The following is an 18,020-nucleotide window of genomic DNA, read 5'->3' on the forward strand; positions in this document are numbered from 1 at the left end:
TCCCTACCCTTCCAGCCGCACGCGCGGATCGATCACGCCATAGAGAATGTCGATGATGAGATTGAGCAGCACGTACATCACCGCCATGGTCAGGACGAAACCCTGCACCGGGGCGAAATCGGAGGCGATCAGCGCCTCGACCGCATAGGAGCCGATGCCGGGCCAGGCGAACACTTTTTCCACCAGCACGTTGGCGCCGAGCAGGAAGGAAAACACCATGCTGAGCGTGGTGATGACCGGCAGCATCGCATTGCGGAACGCGTAGGTGACGATCACCTTGCCCGGCGACAGGCCGCTGGCGCGCGCGGTGCGGACGAAGTCGGAGGCGAGCACCGCCAGCATCGAGGCGCGGGTCATCCGCGCGATCGGCGCCAGCGAGAAGATCGCCAGCGTCACCGCCGGCAGGATCAACTGGTTGAGCGCTGAACGGAACGCCTCGAAGTCCCGCGCGATCAGCGTGTCGATCAGGAAGAAGCCGGTCACCGTCGGCGGCGTGCTGTAGAACACGTCGAGCCGGCCGAGCGGCGCCGGCGACCAGCCGAGGCGGAAATAGAACACGTAGACCAGCACCAGCCCGGTGAAGAACACGGGCAGCGACACGCCGGCGGTTGTCGTGACCCGGCAGAGATGATCGATCCAGGAGCCCGGCCGCGTTGCCGCCAGCACGCCGAGCGGAATGGCAATCACGATCGAAACGAGCAGGCCGAGCAGCGTCAGCTCGGCCGATGCCGGCAGGCGGCTGCGCAATTCGGCCGCAACCGGCTGGCCCGTGGTCAGCGACGTTCCGAAATCGCCATGCGCGAGATCGTTGGTGTAGCGGAAGAATTGCTCGATCAGCGGCTTGTCGAAGCCGAGCTTCTTCCTGATCTGCTCGACCGCCTCCTTGGTCGCCGCAGGCCCGGCAAAATACGCCGCCGGATCGCCCGGCAGCGCGCGCGTCAGCAGGAAGGTGACGATGACGACCCCGATCAACGAGGGGATCGCGAACAAGAGGCGCTTGCCGATCATGGTCAGCATGACGCGCGCTCCGCGCGTGCATCATGCAAGGCCACGCGGGCGGTGGCCGGGCTCCCTCCCCCCTTGCGGGGGAGGGTTGGGGAGAGGGGTGCTGCTTGCTCCGCCGCGAGTTGAAATCCGATTCTGCGCGAGGTCGCTCGTGATGCGGCGAAATGGTGCGGCACCGTCTCGCCCACCGTCATCGTTCCGCGTTCGCGGCTTACCCCTCTCCCCACCCTCCCCCGCAAGGGGGGAGGGAGCCTGAGAGGCGTGCTCACCTCACTAGTAGCAACATGCAAAGCAACGCGGGCGGTGGCAGGGCTCCCTCTCCCACGCAACCAGGGTCTACCCCGGTTGCGCATCGTCGATTTGCGCAAGTCGGGCAGGCCCGACTTGCGATGGGAGAGGGTTGGGGTGAGGGGTGGCCCCAAGCGAGATCGGGGTTCGTGGCTACCCCTCACCCTGCCCCTCTCCCACAAGGGGAGAGGGAATGAGAGAGCAGCGCCCACCTCACTCGTAGCAACATGCAAGGCCACGCGGGCGGTGGCAGGGCTCCCTCCCCCCTTGCGGGGGAGGGTTGGGGAGAGGGGTGCCGCTTGCTCACAAGCCAGACGAAATCGAATTCCACGCGAGGTCGCTCGTGAGGCGGCGACATGGTGCGGCACCATCTCGCCCACCGTCATCGTTCCGCGTTCGCGGCTTACCCCTCTCCCCACCCTCCCCCGCAAGGGGGGAGGGAGCCTGAGAGGCGTGCTCACCTTACTAGTAGCAACAACGGTGGTAGCAGGGCTCCCTCCCCCCTTGCGGGGGAGGGTTGGGGAGAGGGGTAGCCCCAAGCGAGATCGGAGTTCGTGGCTACCCCTCACCCTGCCCCTCTCCCACAAGGGGAGAGGGAATGAGAGAGCAGCGCCCACCTCACTCGGAAACTCAGCCAGCGCCGTGGCCGTGTCGCGCGCCATCGCTCACCCCTTCGCCATCGCGCGATAATCCAGGCGGCGGTGGAACCAGTATTCGTAGCCGGTGACGTTCTTTTGCATCGCGACGTTGACGAAGGGCTGGTAGAGCGGGATGCGCGGGACGTCGGCGAAGGCAAGGTCGACGAAGCCTTTGACGTCGGCAGCGTAGGCCGCGGTGTCGCCGGTGGCGGCCGCGGTGCGCGCGCCGTCGATCAATTTGTCCATCTCCGGCGACTTGTAGCTCATGGTGTTGAAGACGGAATTGTTGCCGTGATAGCACCAGTAGAAGAAGTACTCGGGGTAATCGAGCCAGCCCGAGAACACGTTGGTGAACAGCGGCATCTCCTTCTTGTTCAATTCTGTGCGCCAGTTGGCGCCGGGCACCTTGTTGATCGTGGTCTTGATGCCGAGTTGCGCCAGGCTCTCCTGCACCAGCACGCAGAGCGGTTCGTTGACGCCGGCGAAATTCAGGTCGAACGAGATCGTGGTCTCGAAGCCGTTGGCGTACCCGGCTTCCGTCAGCAGCAGCTTCGCCTTCTCCATGTCGGTGACATATTTGGTCGGCTGGGGCCAGGCGACCTCGGTCGGCTTGTCCTTGGCCGCGCCGAACATCGGATTGGCAAGGCCGAACAGCACCGCATCCATGATCTTCTGGTACGGCATCGCGTAGGCCATCGCCTGCCGCACCTTCGGATTGTCGAACGGCGGCTTGGTGACGTTCATGCCGATATACTGAATGCCGTTGGAGAACGGCAGCGAGACCACGTTGAGCTTGCCGTTCGCCTTCATCTCCTGAAAGTCCTTGAACGGCAGCTCGTAGGAGATGTCGGCATCGCCGCGCTCCAGCAGCGCGCGGCGGTTGCCGGCCTGCGGCACCATGCGCCAGATCACGCGCTTGATCTTCGGCATCGGGCCGCCGACCCAGGCGTCGTTGCGCTCCATGATCACTTCGGTGCCGGCAGTCCACTTCGTCACCTTGTAGGCGCCGGAGCCGGCGGTCTGCTGCTTCGTAAACTCGAGACCCCAGGGATCCTTCTCGTTGGCGTTCTTCTTCACCAGCTCGGAATTGACGACGCAGGGCACGATCACCGCGAGGTCGGGGATCGTCAGCCTGTCCTTCTTCAGGAAGTCGACGCGCACGGTCGAGTCATCGACGATGACGAACTGCTCGGGCTTGGTGAGCGAGCCGGCGCTCATCTGGAAGGTCGGAAAGCCGCCGACGGAGACCGCGCGATCGAGCGACCATTTGACGTCCTTGGCGGTGACCTGTGTGCCGTCGTGGAATTTGGCGTCCTTGCGCAGCTTGAAGGTGACCGACATGTCGCCGATGTTGATGTCCTCGGCGAGCTCACCCTTGAACTTGTCGCGGTCGTAATAGGGCACGCCGCCCGGACCGCTCTTCATCTCGTGGCTGATCAGCCGGTCGTAGCAGTTCCACGACACCTCGTAGCCGGGCACGTTGGTGCCGACGCCGTGGATGTCGAGATTGTTCGGGCCGCCCTCGGACACGATCAGCAGCGTCTCGGAGCGCGCGTCGGCCTTGGCCGGCGAGAAGATCGCGGGCGCAGTCGGCGCCAACGCGCCCGCGGCCAAGCCAGATACCGATTTGAGGAAATCGCGACGCTTCATGGGATGCTCCAAATGCCTTTTGGGGAAATGGCTTTGGAACAGGGATCGCAAGGTTCGTGCCAAACCTTAACGACGCGTTGTTTCGATCTAGCCGCTTGAAATCACACTGGAAACTTCGGATCGGTATCCAATTCCGGTGAAGTAGATTGCATACAAAGCCGGATCCATTGCTCAATATTCGAGCAGGCACAGGCCCACTGCTTGGTTTTTGGTGTGCTGGAGTCTCCCGCAGAACTAGTCCGGCCAGATCAGCTCCTGTAACTGCACGAGGTCACTGGCCTGGTCCGGCCAGCCCGGAATGCAGATGTGCCGGAGCGGATCGCTGGCGGAGTGCAGCAGCATCAGCGCCATCAGCCGCCGCTTCAGCGCGAAGGTCACGTCCGCCCGCGCGATACCGAAACCGTCGAACAGGCTGCGGACACGGCGCGGATGGCCCGCCGCCATGAAGGCGCTGGGACCAGGCAGGTCGTACTCGCCCCATCCGGTCTTCACATCGCCGAAGTCGAACAGCCCGGCGACGTGCCAGCCGTCGGCCCGGCGCGCCAACAAAAAATTTTCCGGGATGTACTCGCCGACCAGGATCACCGGCGGCGCGTGCATCGGGATCAGCTCGGCGGCGTCGCGCAGGAGATCGTCGAATCCTGCGAGAAATTTTGCCGGCATCCCGAGCCGCACATGGCGGGCCCGGCACCGCGCGATCTGGGTGCGCATGAAGCCATCCCAGCGCGGCTCGATCGCAAGCAGCGCACCCGGCGGCACGCGCTGCACCTCGGCGATGACGGCGCCGATCTCGCCGAGCACCCGCTCCTTCTCGGCCTCCGGCAGCGCCGGCCAGACCTCCGAGCCGACGACGCCGGACAGGCGGGTGATGGCGAGATAAGGCCAGCCGTCGCGCTCGCCCTCCGCAACGAGTTCGGGAATCGGAAGGCCGAGCCGGCCGCGCAGCTCCTTCAGCGAAGCGCGTTCGGAAATGAACTGCCCGCGCAGGAACGGCGGAAACAGCTTCAGGATCAGATCGCCGTCGAGACCGATGACGAGGTTGGTGCCGGTCGCGAACACATGCGGCGCAGTGCAGGGAAGCCCGTGGCCGTCGGCGATCTCGCGCACGACCGGCAGCCAGCGCGACGTGTCGCTGCGCCAGGCGCGGTAGGTGTCGTAGTCGGTGATCGGTGGTAGCTGCATTTTCAGATTTGCGCACCTTGGTCGGTGTCATCACCCGCGAAAGCGGGTGATGCAGTATTCCAGAGACGACAGTGATCGAATCGAGGGGCCGCGGCGTACTGGATCGCCCGGTCCATGTGCGCAATTGCGCACAGGCCGGGCGATGACAGTCTTGTAGCCCGGATGGAGCGCAGCGTAATCCGGGATTCTGCGTCAGCCGAAAGAGCGGCCCCGGATTTCGCGAGCTTGTCGTCGGGCGCGCGTTCGCGCGACCCGTTGGCTGCATCCGGGCTACGCAGCTTCGGATTGATTCGCTTGCGCCCAGTGAGGTGAGCACATCAGTCAGGCTCCCTCTCCCCTTGCGGGAGAGGGTGGGGAGAGGGGTGGCCGCGGGCGAGATGATTGGTGGACGCGCGGCTCGTGCAATATCGAACCCCGCGATCGAAGCTCAGGTTGAGAGAGCACGTCGTGTGGTACCCCTCTCCCCAACCCTCCCCCGCAAGGGGGGAGGGAGCCCGAGCAGCGTACTCACCTTACTTGTCGGCCACCCTCACCGGTCCGGATTGGCGCGCTCGAACTGGCGCAGCAGGCGGTTGCCGCGCTCTACTGCATTGTCCATCGCGGCCTGCGCGGAGCGCTTGCCGGAGAACACCTGCTCGAGCTCCTCCTCGATCACGTCGCGGACCAGCACGAACGAGCCGAGCCGGATGCCCCTCGAATTGTCGGTCGGCGGCCTCAAGGTGACCTCCTCGATCGAAATCGAGGCGCCGGGATTGCGCTCGTAAAAGCCCTGGGTCCCGGACAGATCGAATGCGGCGCGGGTGATCGGCATGTAGCCGGTGTTCTGGTGCCAGGCGGCCTGCACCTCGGGCCGCGACAGATAGGCGAAGAATTTTGCCACCCCGGCATATTCGGCGCGCGGCCGGTCGCGCAGCACCCACAGCGTGGCGCCGCCGATGATCGAGTTCTGCGGCGCGCCCTGCACGTCGGGATAATACGGCATCATGCCGTAGCCGATCTCGAATTTCGCATTGGCCCTGATGTCGGCGCGGGTGCCGGAGGAGCCGATGAAGATGCCGCACTCGCCCTTCTGGAAGCGCGGCTCGGCGGCCTGGCCGCGCCCGCTATAGTCGAACGCCTTGGTGGTCTGCCATTCCGCGAGATTGGCGATGTGGCGCACCAAGAGCGGATTGTTGAAGATCAGCTGCGCGTCCAGCCCGCCAAAGCCGTTGGTCTTGGTCGCGATCGGCAGGTTGTGAAAGGCGGAAAAATTCTCGACATTGATCCAGGACGGCCACGACGTGGTGAGCCCGCACATCATGCCGGCCGCGCGCAGCCGCTTCGCCGCCGCGCCGACCTCGGGCCAGGTCTTCGGCGCGACGTCCGGATCGAGCCCGGCCGAGCGAAACATGTCCTTGTTGTAGTAGAGGATCGGCGTCGACGCATTGAACGGGAACGACAGCATGTTGCCGTCGACATCGGCGTAGTAGCCGGCCACCGCGGGCAGATAGGCCGACGGCGTGAACGCCTCCTTCTGATCGCGCATCAGCTCAAACACCGGATAGATCGCGCCGCGCGCCGCCATCATGGTCGCGGTGGCGATCTCGTTGACCTGCACGATCGCCGGCTGGCTGCGCGAACGGAACGCGAAGATCGCCGCGGTGACGGTCTCGGTGTAATTGCCCTTGTAGGCCGGCACGATCCGGTAATCGGATTGCGAGCCGTTGAAATCGGCGGCGAGCCTCTCGAGCTGCTTGCCGAGCTCGCCGGACATCGCGTGCCACCACATGATCTCGGTCGTGGCCTGCGCAGGCGATACAAGCAGGAACGCCGCCGCCGCGGCGAGCTGCAGGACTTTCAAACCGAGCTTCACGATCAGCCCTTTTCGGTGGCAACGTTCCCTCATAAGGCGACATACAAGCGGTTGCAATCGACACCGCTGGTTGCAGCGCCGTATTTAACGTTTGGCCGATGGGCGAAGCTTTCGCCTTCTGCTAAGAATCCGTTGAACCTTTTCCTCCCGCCCTGGACTCAAATCACAAGGGGAATAGTAGCCTGTGTACCGCCGCGCCGGCCTTTCGCGGACCATAACGCTTGCCGTCGCGCTGCTGTCCGCAGTGGTTTCGGCGAGTGCCTTCGCGCGCGAATTCCGCACCGCCGATACCCAGAACGAGGACTATCCGACCGTCCAGGCGTTGAATTACATGGGTCAGCTGATCGCCGAGCGTACCGGCGGCCGGCACCGGATCACGGTCTTCCACACCCGCCAGCTCGGCGAGGAGAAGGAGACCCTGGAGCAGACCCGGGCCGGCGCCATCGACCTCAACCGGACCAATGTCGCCCTGATCGGGACCATGGTGCCGGCCGTAAACGTGCTGGCGATGCCGTTCCTGTTTCGATCGCTTGAGCACCTGCAAAAAACCCTGGACGGGCCGATCGGCACCGAGATCCTGGATAGCTTCGAGGCCCATGGCTTCGTCGGGCTGACGTTCTACGATTCCGGCGCCCGCTCTATCTACAACAGCGTCCGCCCGGTGCGTTCGCTCGAGGACCTCAAGGGCCTCAGGCTGCGGGTTCAGCAATCCGCGCAGATGGCGGAGATGATCCGCGCGTTCGGTGCCCAGCCGGTCGAGATGCCCTACGGCCAGGTGCTGACCGGGCTCGCCACCAAGCTGATCGACGGCGCCGAGAACAACTGGCCGTCCTTCGTCACCACCGGCCACTACAAATATGCCGGCTACTACTCGCTGACCCGCCACACCGTGAGCCCCGAAGTGCTGGTGATGTCGAAAAAGGCCTGGGCCAGCCTGACCGCGGACGAACAGACGATCTTCCGCGAGGCCGCGCAGCGCTCCAGCACTTACATGCGCGAGAAATGGAAGGAGCTCGAGGAGCGCTCGCGCAAGCAAGCCGAGGCCGCCGGCGTCAAGATCATCGCCGACATCGACCGCCGGCCGTTCGAGGCGGCGATGGCCGGCATCTATGCCAAGGCCGAACGCGATCCGGCGATCTCCGCGCTGATCGAACGCATCCGCAACGTGGAGTGAGGGGATCTTGGCCGAATCCCAACAGGACAATGTGACGAAGCGGCCGGCGGCTTTCGGGCCGCAGGGCCGCTTCCGCGTCGTCCAGCTGTTGCGCGCGGTCCCGATCCGCTGGCGCATCCTCTCGATCGCGCTGCTCAACTCCGCAGTCGTGATCGCGCTCGCGCTGCTGATCTGGAACGGCTCCAAGGTGCTCGGCTCGGCCTGGGACGACGTCCGCCAGGTGCGGGACTCCGACAAGATCCTGGCCAAGCTGGAGAGCGAGACCTCCCGGCTGCAGAACCTGATCCACCGCTACATCAACCAGCCGAGCCCCGATCTGTTCGCGGAGATCCTGCTGCTCCGCGAGGCCGTGCTCGGCACGCTGACCAACCGCGCCTCGACCGACCCGATGCTGTCGGGCTCGGTGGAGGAATTGGAGCGCGCCACCAGCCACTTCCTCGACGGCTTCGGCGAGCTGCGCGCCCTGCAGACCACCATCACCAAGACCTATGACGAGCAGGTGCTGGCGCCGACCAAGGACATGGCCGGACTCTATTCGATCATCGAGGGCGCGACCGGCCATCGCGACGCGCTGATCTGGCCAGCGCTCGGCAAGTCCCGCGAAGCCTTCACCTCGCTGCTGGTCGCGGCCAACACCTATTATCTGTCGCTCGCCTCGGCCTCGGCCGAGGAGGCCCGCCGCAACACCGATACGATCGAGAAGACCATTCCGGTGATGACTGATCTCGCCGAGAACGACCTGCAGCGCATGGCGCTGGCACGGCTCAAGGTCAAGACCGCGGAGCTGCGCGACGGGCTCACCCGGCTGAGCGAGCAGCTTGCCAGCCGCACCGAATTGTTGCGCAACACCATCGACGCCAGCCAGGCCGATGCGATCGGCGCCATCGACGGCCTCTCGGTCAAGATGCGCCAGCGCGAGCAGAAGGCGCAGGAGACCTTCGACAAGACCCTGTCGGCGATCTCGCGCCGGGTGCTGTCGATTGCCGTGGTCTTCCTCGGCGTCATCATGTCCGCCGGCGTCATGATCGCGCTGTCGATCCGCCTGCCGCTGGCGCAGATCATGGCGGCGATGCGCGCCATCACCTCGGGCGATCTCGACCGGCCGGTGCAGGGCACCGCGGCCAGGGACGAGGTCGGTGCCATGGCGCGCGCGGTCGAAGTGTTCCGCGAGAACGCGATTGCCAAGCGCAAGACCGAGGACGAGCTGCGCAGTTCCAAGGAGAAGGCCGAGAGCGCGCTGCTCGAGCTCAACACTGCGCAGCAGAACCTGATCGATGCCGAGCGGCTCGCCGCGCTCGGCGGCCTCGTCGCCGGCGTCGCGCATGAGGTCAACAACCCGATCGGCATCAGCCTCACGGTGGCCTCGAGCTTCGCCCGGCGCGCCGAGATGTTCGAGAACGATCTGAAGACCGAGCAGTTGCGCCGCTCCAAGCTTGACGAGTTCGTCCGCACCTCGCGCGACGCCTCGCAGCAGCTGGTCGCCAATCTGCAGCGCGCCGGTGAATTGATTCAGTCCTTCAAGCAGGTCGCGGTCGACCGCTCGCATGCCGAGCGGCGCCAGTTCAGCTTGAGTGAATCGACCGACCAGATCGTGGCGAGCCTGCGCCCGGTGCTGAAGAAGGCCGCCATCACGCTGTCGGTCGACGTGCCCGAGGGCCTCTTGATCGACGGCTATCCCGGCGCCTATGGGCAGATCTTAACCAATCTTTTCCTCAACGCAGTCAATCATGCCTTTGCTGACGGTCGCTCCGGCATGATCTCGATCTCGGCGCGCGGGCGCGGCGCCGACGATGTCGAGATCATCTTCGCCGATGACGGCGCCGGCATGACGCCGGACGTGCAGCGGCAGGCATTCGACCCATTTTTCACGACGCGCCGCAACGAAGGTGGTACGGGCCTCGGCCTCCATATCGTCTATAACCTGGTCACCCAGCAGCTCGGCGGACGCATGATGCTGGAGTCAAGGGTAGGACAAGGCACCACTTTTCGCATTATCATGCCCAGGATCGCCAAGGGACAGCCCACGATCACTGACGCAGCAGCCGACGGAACCAGTCAATGGCCGAACAGGACGATGTCCTCCAACTGATCGACGATACCGAGAGCCCCCCGGAGGACTCGTCGGCCCGCAAATGGAAGATCGCCGTCATCGACGACGATCATGCGGTGCATGAGGGCACCCGCTTTGCGCTCAGCGACTACAATCTGAACGGCGCGACGCTGGAAATCCTGTCGGCCTATTCCGCGGCCGAAGGCCGCTCGCTGATGCGGGACAATCCTGACATCGCCGCCGTGCTGCTCGACGTCATCATGGAGACCGACATCGCCGGGCTCGAGCTCGTCGAATACATCCGCAACGAGATCAAGAACGAGACCGTCCGCATCATCCTGCGCACCGGCCAACCCGGCCAGGCGCCGGAGCGGCGCGTCATCGTGCAGTACGACATCAACGATTACAAGGCGAAGACCGAGCTCACCGCCGACAAGCTGTTCACCTCGCTGACCGCGGCGCTGCGCAGCTACCAGCAGCTCGAGCGCATGGTGCAGACCCGGCGCGGGCTCGAGATCATCATCGATGCCGCCTCGACGCTGTACGACTTCAAGTCGATGCAGCGGCTGGCCGAGGGCGTGCTGACCCAGCTCGCCTCGCTGCTCAACGTCGACTGCGCCGGCATCCTGGTGCTGCGCGACAACGGCAACGCAGCCGCCGCCGATTTCTCGGTGCTGGCCTGCTCCGGCTGCTACAGCCGCTTCATCGGCACCACCTCGTCGAAGGCGCTCGATCCCGACCTGCGGCACATGGTGGAAGCCGCGTTCCAGCGCCGCAAGAACGAATTCGCCGACCATCGCAGCGTGCTCTATTCGCGCACCGGATCTGGCCGCGAGGTCGTGGTGCTGCTGCAGGCCGAGCGCCAGCTCTCCGACACCGATCGCGCGCTGGTCGAGATCTTCTCCAGCCGGCTGTCGATCGCGTTCGACAACGTGATCCTCTACCAGCAGCTGCACGAGGCCAACACCCAGCTGGAAGACCGCGTCGCGCAGCGCACCCGCGCGCTGATGCAGGCCAACCGACGGCTGTCGGCGCAATGGCTGCGGCTGCAGCGCGCCAACGGCTTCAAGAACGAGATTCTCGGCACCGTCGCCCACGATCTGAAGAACCCGCTCGGCGTCATCCTCGGCCGCACCGAGATGCTGACCGAATTGATCAGCGCCGGCTCGCCGAAGGAAAACGTCACCGCGCAGGTCGAGCACATCAGGGACGCCACCAAGCGGCTGACCTCGATGGTCGACCATTTGATCTCGGACGCGATGGCCGACGCCTTCGACATCACCATCCGCCGCGAGCCGGTCGACGTCGCCGCGCTCGTCAACGAGGTCACCGAGGCCAATTTGCCCTCGGCCATCAACAAACAGCAGAGCATCTCGGTGTCGGGGCCGCAGCACTTCGTCACGATGTGCGATTCCGACCGGATCCGCGAGGCGATCGACAATCTGGTCAGCAACGCCATCAAATATTCGCCGATCGGCGGCAAGATCAACGTCACCGTCAGCCATGAGGGCGACAACACCGTGATCCGGATCGTCGACCAGGGCCCGGGCCTGAGCCCGGAGGACCTCGGGCGGCTGTTCGGCCGGTTCCAGCGGCTGTCGGCCAAGCCGACCGCCGGGGAAAGCTCGACCGGCCTCGGCTTGTCGATCGTCAAGCGCATCATCGACATGCATGGCGGCCATGTGACCGCGCAGAGCCCGGGCCCCGGACAGGGCTCGACCTTTACGGTTACACTGCCCGCGACAGAGACAGCATGAGCCAGACACCGCACATCTTCATCGTCGACGACGAGGCGCCGGCCCGCGAAATGGTCGGCGATTACCTCAAGATGCACGGCTTTGGCGTGACGCTGTGCGACGGCGGCAAGAGCCTGCGCAAGGAGATCGAGACCAGTGTGCCCGATCTCGTGGTGCTCGACCTCAACATGCCCGAGGAAGACGGGCTGTCGATCATCCGCGACCTCAAGAGCAAGATCAACGTCCCCGTCATCATGCTGACAGCTACTGCCAGCCCGATCGACCGGGTCGTGGGCCTGGAGCTCGGCGCCGACGACTATGTGGCAAAACCCTGCGAGTTGCGCGAGCTGATGGCCCGCATCCGCTCGGTGCTGCGGCGGGCCGGCCCCGCCAAGGCCGCGGCGCCGGAGCCGGCGGCCGCCAAGGCCGAAAAGGAGCAGTTGGTCCGGTTCGGCACCAAATGGCTCGATCTCGAGGCCCAGGCGCTGCGCGACGACGAGGGCAATGAGCACCCGCTGACCGCCTCCGAATTCGGCCTGCTCAAGGTGTTCGCGGCCAACCCCAAGCGGGTTTTGTCGCGCGAGCGGCTCTTGGAACTCGCCAACGCCCGCGACGCCGAAGCCTTCGACCGCGCCGTCGACCTCCGCATCATGCGCATTCGCCGCAAGATCGAGTTCGATCCCACAAAACCGTCCGTGATCCGCACCATCCGCGGCGGCGGCTATCTGTTCTCGCCGACCGGGGATAAGGCCTGATCCGTTACTCTCTATCCCCGTTATCCTGAGAGGAAGCTTTGTCCTCATCTACCGTTGTCATCGCCCGGCTTGACCGGGCGATCCAGTACGCCGCGGCCCCTCGCTTCTATCACCGGCGTCTCTGGAATACTGGATCACCCGGTCAAGCCGGGTGATGACACCGAGCAAGCTGAGCAAACCAACACCGTCATCCTGAGGCGCTCGCCTCTTCGGCGAGCCTCGAAGGATGCACGGCCACCAGCCGGGCCGATTCATCCTTCGAGGCTCGCCCAGCGGCGCAATTGCGCCGCAAGGCTCGCACCTCCAGCGACAAAGGCGAAGCCTTTGCGCGGGGATGACGGGTCCAAATTCACCGAATTTGGTTGTGCGGCGCGCCCGGAATCCACAGCATCAAGGCTGTCAATTCGCGCAAAAATCCCTAAGTTTCCGCCATGCCGAAGACAGCCTCCAAAGACCCCGCCAAGCCAGCTCCGAAGACCGCGCCAAAACCCGTTGCCGCCAAGGCGACGGCGAAGGACGACCATGTCTTCCTGGTCGATGGCTCCTCCTACATCTTCCGCGCCTATCACGCGCTGCCGCCGCTGAACCGCAAGTCCGACGGGCTGCAGGTCAATGCCGTGCTCGGCTTCTGCAACATGCTGTGGAAGCTGCTGCGCGAGATGCCTGATGACAACAAGCCGACCCACCTCGCGATCGTGTTCGACAAGTCGGAGATCACGTTCCGCAACAAGCTCTATCCCGACTACAAGGCGCACCGGCCGCCGGCGCCCGACGATCTGATCCCGCAATTCGCGCTGATCCGCGAAGCGGTGCGCGCCTTCGACCTGCCCTGCCTCGAGCAGATCGGCTTCGAGGCCGACGATCTGATCGCAACCTATGCGCGGCAGGCGAGCGAGCGCGGCGCCACCACGACCATCGTCTCCTCCGACAAGGATCTGATGCAGCTTGTCACCGACAAGGTGGTGATGTTCGACACCATGAAGGACCGCCGCATCGGCCGCGACGAGGTGATCGAAAAGTTCGGCGTGCCGCCGGAGAAGGTGGTCGAGGTCCAGGCGCTGGCCGGCGACTCCACCGACAACGTGCCCGGCGTCCCCGGCATCGGCGTCAAGACCGCGGCACAGCTCATCATCGAATACGGCGATCTCGATCAGCTCTTGTTCCGCGCCACCGAGATCAAGCAGCCGAAGCGGCGCGAGGCGCTGCTGGAGAACGCCGAGAAAGCGCGCATCTCGCGCCAGCTCGTGCTGCTCGACGACAAGGTCGACCTCGAAGTGCCGCTCGACGACCTCGCGGTGCACGAGCCGGATCCGCGCCGGCTGATCGCCTTCCTCAAGGCGATGGAGTTTTCCACCCTCACCCGCCGCGTCGCCGAATATTCGCAGATCGACCCCGCCAATGTCGACGCCGATCCCGGCAACAAGAGCGGCGCCAGCGTGTTCTCGCCGCTGCCGCCGTCCGACGTGACGCCCGCGCCGGGCGACGCACCGACCGCTGCTGCGCCCGCGCCTGCGCCGAAGGAGCGCGCCAAGCCGACCGGCGCGCGCGACGACAAGAACTCCAGCCTCAAGGGCACGCCGGCCGCATTGGCGGAGATCCGCGGCGAGGCCATCAAGAAGGCCGGCTTCGATCGCAAGGCCTACCAGGCGATTGCGAGTATCGATCAGCTCAAGGCGTTCATCGGCCGCGTGCGCGACACCGGCTATGTCGCGATCGAGGCGATGTCGGAATCGATCGACCCGATGCAGGCCGAATTGTCCGGGCTGGCGCTGGCGGTCGCGCCGAACGACGCCTGCTACGTGCCGCTCGGACACAAGCAGCCCGGCGGCGGCGCCGGGCTGTTCGACGCTGGCCTCGCGCCCGGACAGATCAAGGCCACCGACGCGCTCGCCGCGCTGAAACCGCTGCTGGAGGCGGCGGGCATCCAGAAGGTCGGCTTCAACACCAAGTTCACCGCGGTGCTGCTGGCGCAGCACGGCATCACGCTCGCCAACTATGACGACGCCCAGTTGATGTCCTACGCGCTCGACGCCGGCCGCGGCTCGCATGCGCTGGAGGCGCTGGCCGAGCGATGGTTCGGCCATGCCGTCGTCAACTACGGCGGCCTCGTCGGCAGCGGCAAGGGCAAGCTGACCTTCGATCAGGTCACGATCGACAAGGCCACCGAATACGCCGCCGAAAGCGCCGACGTGATCCTCCGGCTATGGCGCGTGCTGAAGCCGCGCCTGACTGCGGAGCGGATGCTGACGGTCTACGAGACCCTGGAGCGGCCGCTGGTCGCGGTGCTGGCGCGGATGGAGCGGCGCGGCATCTCGATCGACCGCCAGGTGCTGTCGCGGCTGTCGGGCGATTTCGCCCAGACCGCGGCGCGGGTCGAGGCCGAGATCCAGGAGATCGCCGGCGAGCCGGTCAATGTCGGCAGCCCGAAGCAGATCGGCGACATCATCTTCGGCAAGATGGGATTGCCCGGCGGCAGCAAGACCAAGACCGGCGCGTGGTCGACCACCGCGCAGGTGCTCGACGAGCTCGCCGAGCAGGGCCACGAATTCCCGAAGAAGATTTTGGAGTGGCGCCAGGTCTCGAAGCTGAAATCGACCTACACCGACGCGCTGCCGACCTACGTCAATCCGCAGACCCACCGCGTCCACACCACCTACGCGCTCGCCGCGACGACGACGGGGCGGCTGTCGTCGAACGAGCCGAACTTGCAGAACATTCCGGTACGTACCGAGGACGGCCGAAAAATCCGCCGCGCCTTCATCGCGACACCCGGCCACAAGCTGGTGTCGGCGGACTATTCGCAGATCGAGCTGCGGCTGCTCGCCGAAATCGCCGACGTGCCGGTGCTGCGCCAGGCGTTCCGCGACGGGCTCGACATTCACGCGATGACGGCATCCGAAATGTTCGGCGTGCCGATCAAGGACATGCCGAGCGAGGTGCGCCGCCGGGCGAAAGCGATCAACTTCGGCATCATCTACGGCATCTCGGCGTTCGGCCTCGCCAACCAGCTCGGCATCGCGCGCGAGGAAGCCTCGGCCTACATCAAGAAATACTTTGAGCGCTTCCCGGGCATTCGCGCCTACATGGACGAGACCAAGGATTCCTGCCGCAGGAACGGCTACGTCACCACGCTGTTCGGCCGAAAAATGTACTACCCCGACATCAAGGCCTCCAACGCCTCGGTGCGCGCCTTCAACGAACGCGCCTCGATCAACGCCCGCCTGCAGGGCACCGCCGCCGACATCATCCGCCGCGCCATGATCCGCGTCGAGGACGCGCTCAGCGCAAAGAAGCTGTCGGCGCAGATGCTGCTGCAGGTGCACGACGAGTTGATCTTCGAGGTGCCCGACGACGAGGTCGCGGCGACGCTGCCCGTGGTGCAGAAGGTGATGCAGGACGCGCCGTTCCCGGCCGTGCTGCTATCGCTGCCGCTGCAGGTCGACGCCCGGGCCGCGAACAATTGGGACGAGGCGCATTAGAAGTCACCTCTCCCAAGTAAGGTGAGCACCAGCAGACGGGCTCCCTCCCCCCTTGCGGGGGAGGGTTGGGGAGAGGGGTACCACACGACGTGCCCTCTCAACGTGAGCTTCGGTGACACGCGGTTCGCTATTGCACGAGCCGCGTGTCCATTCATCATCTCACCCGGGGCCACCCCTCTCCCCACCCTCTCCCGCAAGGGGAGAGGGAGCCTGACCGATGTGCTAACCTTACTTGCCGTGTGCGATCAGCCGCTGCAGGTCGACGCCCGCGCGGCAAACAATTGGGACGAGGCGCATTAGGAGTCACCTCTCCCAAGTAAGGTGAGCACCAGCAGACGGGCTCCCTCCCCCCTTGCGGGGGAGGGTTGGGGAGAGGGGTGCCACACGACGTGCTCTCTCAACGTGAGCTTCGATGACGCGCGGTTCGATATTGCACGAGCCGCGCGTCCATTCATCATCTCGCCCGGGGCTACCCCTCTCCCCACCCTCTCCCGCAAGGGGAGAGGGAGCCTGACAGTGTGCTCACCTTACTTGCCGTGTCAGCCGAAGCTCTCGCACCGCCCATCACCGCTACATTGCTCCGAGAACAATTCAAACATGGCCGCGCGCCGGCTCGCACGCTAGAACTGCGTGCATCCCCTCGCGAGACCCGTCATGCCCCATACATCCGCTTTGCTCGGCTTTGCCCTCGTGTCGCTCGGCATGGTGCTGACGCCGGGGCCGAACATGATCTATCTGATCTCGCGCTCGATCACGCAGGGACCGGCGGCCGGCATCGTCTCGCTCGGCGGCGTCGCGCTCGGCTTCGTGTTCTATCTGCTGTGCGCGGCGTTCGGCATCACCGCGCTGCTGTTTGCGATCCCCTACGCCTATGACGCGCTGCGCTTTGCCGGCGCGGCCTATCTGCTGTGGCTGGCGTGGCAGGCGCTCAAGCCCGGCGGCCGCTCGCCGTTCCAGGTCAAGACGCTGCAGGTCGACGGCCCGCGCAAACTGTTCGCGATGGGCCTCGTCACCAATCTGCTCAACCCGAAGATCGCGATGCTCTATCTCGCGCTGCTGCCGCAGTTCATCGATCCCGCCGGCAGCGTGCTGACGCAGTCGCTCGCGCTCGGCTCGATCCAGATCGCGATCAGCGTCAGCGTCAACGCGATGATCGCGCTCGCCGCGGGTTCGATCGCGGTGTTCCTCGGCACCCGCCCGAGCTGGCTCCTGGTGCAGCGCTGGCTGATGGGCACGGTGCTGGCGGGACTGGCGGTGAAGATGGCGCTCGAGGCAAGGCGGGCCTAGTGAGCACCCTCTCCCCTTGTGGGAGAGGGTGGCTTCGATGCGGAGCATCGAAGCCGGGTGAGGGGTATCTTTCCACACGGCAAAGCCTCGCAAGCGGAGGCAACCCCTCATCCGTCGCGGACTACGTCCGCGCCACCTTCTCCCACAAGGGGAGAAGGGAAGAGCCATCAATCCAGCTTCGCCTCCATTCCGCGTTTGGTGCCTGGCCGCGCCATCAGCGTGTCGTACCAGCGCTTGACGTTGGGGAAGTCGGCGAGGTCCACCTTGTGGCGCGGATGGCGCCAGGCCCAGCCGAGGATGGCGAAATCGGCGACCGAGAGGTCGCCCGCGACGAACTCGCGTCCGTCCAGCCGGCGGTCCAGCACGCCATAGAGCCGGCGCGTCTCGGCCATGTAGCGCTTCAGGCCGTAGGCGCGGTCCTGCTCGTTCTCCAGCGCGATGAAATGATGCACCTGGCCCGGCATCGGGCCGAAACCGCCCATCTGCCACATCAGCCACTCGTAGACCGGGATCCGCTCGGCCAGCGGCTTCGGCAGGAACTTGCCGGTCTTCTCGCCGAGATAGAGCAGGATCGCGCCGGATTCGAAGATGCTGACCGGCTTGCCGCCCGGCCCGTCGGAATCGACGATCGCCGGGATCTTGTTGTTCGGGCTGATGGCGAGGAAAGCGGGCGCCATCTGCTCGCCCTTACTGATGTTCACCGGGATCACCTTGTAGGGCAGCCCCATCTCCTCCAGCGCCACCGAGATCTTGCGGCCATTGGGCGTGTTCCAGGTGTGCAGCTCGATGGTCATTTCCGCTTCCCTTCCAGATATTTGCCGCTTGCTTACGGGGAAGCCGCTGGTGGCACAACCCGCGCGGATCGCAAGCGCGCCCTTCGGAAATCGCGGCATGGGCGCTGTTGACGGGCCAATTTCCGCGCTG

The 18,020-nt window shown here is 65.3% G+C and carries 11 protein-coding genes; 6 read left to right on the forward strand and 5 right to left on the reverse strand.

Annotated elements, in window-relative coordinates; translation table 11 throughout:
- Nucleotides 1–3: 3 nt before the first annotated feature.
- The 4 genes from CI41S_RS07960 to ugpB all read right to left on the reverse strand — a co-directional run bounded on the left by CI41S_RS07960 (nt 4) and on the right by ugpB (nt 6,648).
- Complete coding sequence (locus tag CI41S_RS07960; protein ID WP_139858312.1) at nt 4–1,017, reverse strand: ABC transporter permease; 1,014 nt, start codon at nt 1,015–1,017, stop codon at nt 4–6.
- Nucleotides 1,018–1,958: 941 nt separating this feature from the next.
- Nucleotides 1,959–3,581, reverse strand: coding sequence for an ABC transporter substrate-binding protein (locus tag CI41S_RS07965; protein WP_139858314.1), 1,623 nt, complete (start codon nt 3,579–3,581; stop codon nt 1,959–1,961).
- Between the two features lie 234 nt (nt 3,582–3,815).
- Nucleotides 3,816–4,763 (reverse strand): aminoglycoside phosphotransferase family protein, encoded by a 948-nt coding sequence (locus CI41S_RS07970; protein WP_139858316.1) that lies wholly within the window; start codon nt 4,761–4,763, stop codon nt 3,816–3,818.
- Nucleotides 4,764–5,292: 529 nt separating this feature from the next.
- Nucleotides 5,293–6,648 (reverse strand): sn-glycerol-3-phosphate ABC transporter substrate-binding protein UgpB, encoded by a 1,356-nt coding sequence (ugpB, locus tag CI41S_RS07975; RefSeq protein WP_139858318.1) that lies wholly within the window; start codon nt 6,646–6,648, stop codon nt 5,293–5,295.
- 151 nt (nt 6,649–6,799) lie between these two features.
- Between ugpB and CI41S_RS07980 the strand changes: the two genes are divergently transcribed.
- The 6 genes from CI41S_RS07980 to CI41S_RS08005 all read left to right on the forward strand — a co-directional run bounded on the left by CI41S_RS07980 (nt 6,800) and on the right by CI41S_RS08005 (nt 17,096).
- Nucleotides 6,800–7,789 (forward strand): TRAP transporter substrate-binding protein, encoded by a 990-nt coding sequence (locus tag CI41S_RS07980; RefSeq protein WP_139479655.1) that lies wholly within the window; start codon nt 6,800–6,802, stop codon nt 7,787–7,789.
- 103 nt (nt 7,790–7,892) lie between these two features.
- A complete protein-coding gene (locus CI41S_RS07985; RefSeq protein WP_430650009.1) occupies nt 7,893–9,878 on the forward strand; it encodes a sensor histidine kinase in 1,986 nt (661 codons plus the stop codon).
- Nucleotides 9,848–11,596 (forward strand): ATP-binding response regulator, encoded by a 1,749-nt coding sequence (locus tag CI41S_RS07990; protein WP_139858320.1) that lies wholly within the window; start codon nt 9,848–9,850, stop codon nt 11,594–11,596. The genes CI41S_RS07985 and CI41S_RS07990 overlap by 31 nt, the downstream gene beginning before the upstream one ends.
- Complete coding sequence (locus CI41S_RS07995; RefSeq protein ID WP_139479657.1) at nt 11,593–12,330, forward strand: response regulator; 738 nt, start codon at nt 11,593–11,595, stop codon at nt 12,328–12,330. Before CI41S_RS07990 ends, CI41S_RS07995 begins: the two co-directional genes overlap by 4 nt.
- A gap of 431 nt (nt 12,331–12,761) precedes the next feature.
- The gene (gene polA, locus CI41S_RS08000) at nt 12,762–15,809 is read left to right on the forward strand and encodes a DNA polymerase I (protein ID WP_139858323.1); all 3,048 of its coding nucleotides are present in this window, start codon (nt 12,762–12,764) and stop codon (nt 15,807–15,809) included.
- Nucleotides 15,810–16,463: 654 nt separating this feature from the next.
- Complete coding sequence (locus tag CI41S_RS08005) at nt 16,464–17,096, forward strand: LysE family translocator (protein WP_139858325.1); 633 nt, start codon at nt 16,464–16,466, stop codon at nt 17,094–17,096.
- Nucleotides 17,097–17,263: 167 nt separating this feature from the next.
- On the opposite strand, the gene CI41S_RS08010 is transcribed toward CI41S_RS08005, so the two are convergent.
- A complete protein-coding gene (locus CI41S_RS08010) occupies nt 17,264–17,890 on the reverse strand; it encodes a glutathione S-transferase family protein (RefSeq protein WP_139858327.1) in 627 nt (208 codons plus the stop codon).
- Between the last annotated feature and the right edge of the window lie 130 nt (nt 17,891–18,020).

It is taken from the genome of Bradyrhizobium ivorense (assembly GCF_900696085.1).
Taxonomy (GTDB): domain Bacteria; phylum Pseudomonadota; class Alphaproteobacteria; order Rhizobiales; family Xanthobacteraceae; genus Bradyrhizobium; species Bradyrhizobium ivorense.

What these genes read in the sequence shown, in the direction of transcription:
- CI41S_RS07990 (WP_139858320.1), top strand. Translation starts at nt 9,848, where the DNA reads ATGGCCGAACAGGACGATGTCCTCCAACTGATCGACGATACCGAGAGC.
- CI41S_RS07960 (WP_139858312.1), bottom strand. Translation starts at nt 1,017, where the DNA reads ATGCTGACCATGATCGGCAAGCGCCTCTTGTTCGCGATCCCCTCGTTG.
- polA (WP_139858323.1), top strand. Translation starts at nt 12,762, where the DNA reads ATGCCGAAGACAGCCTCCAAAGACCCCGCCAAGCCAGCTCCGAAGACC.
- CI41S_RS07995 (WP_139479657.1), top strand. Translation starts at nt 11,593, where the DNA reads ATGAGCCAGACACCGCACATCTTCATCGTCGACGACGAGGCGCCGGCC.
- CI41S_RS08010 (WP_139858327.1), bottom strand. Translation starts at nt 17,890, where the DNA reads ATGACCATCGAGCTGCACACCTGGAACACGCCCAATGGCCGCAAGATC.
- CI41S_RS07970 (WP_139858316.1), bottom strand. Translation starts at nt 4,763, where the DNA reads ATGCAGCTACCACCGATCACCGACTACGACACCTACCGCGCCTGGCGC.
- CI41S_RS07965 (WP_139858314.1), bottom strand. Translation starts at nt 3,581, where the DNA reads ATGAAGCGTCGCGATTTCCTCAAATCGGTATCTGGCTTGGCCGCGGGC.
- ugpB (WP_139858318.1), bottom strand. Translation starts at nt 6,648, where the DNA reads ATGAGGGAACGTTGCCACCGAAAAGGGCTGATCGTGAAGCTCGGTTTG.
- CI41S_RS08005 (WP_139858325.1), top strand. Translation starts at nt 16,464, where the DNA reads ATGCCCCATACATCCGCTTTGCTCGGCTTTGCCCTCGTGTCGCTCGGC.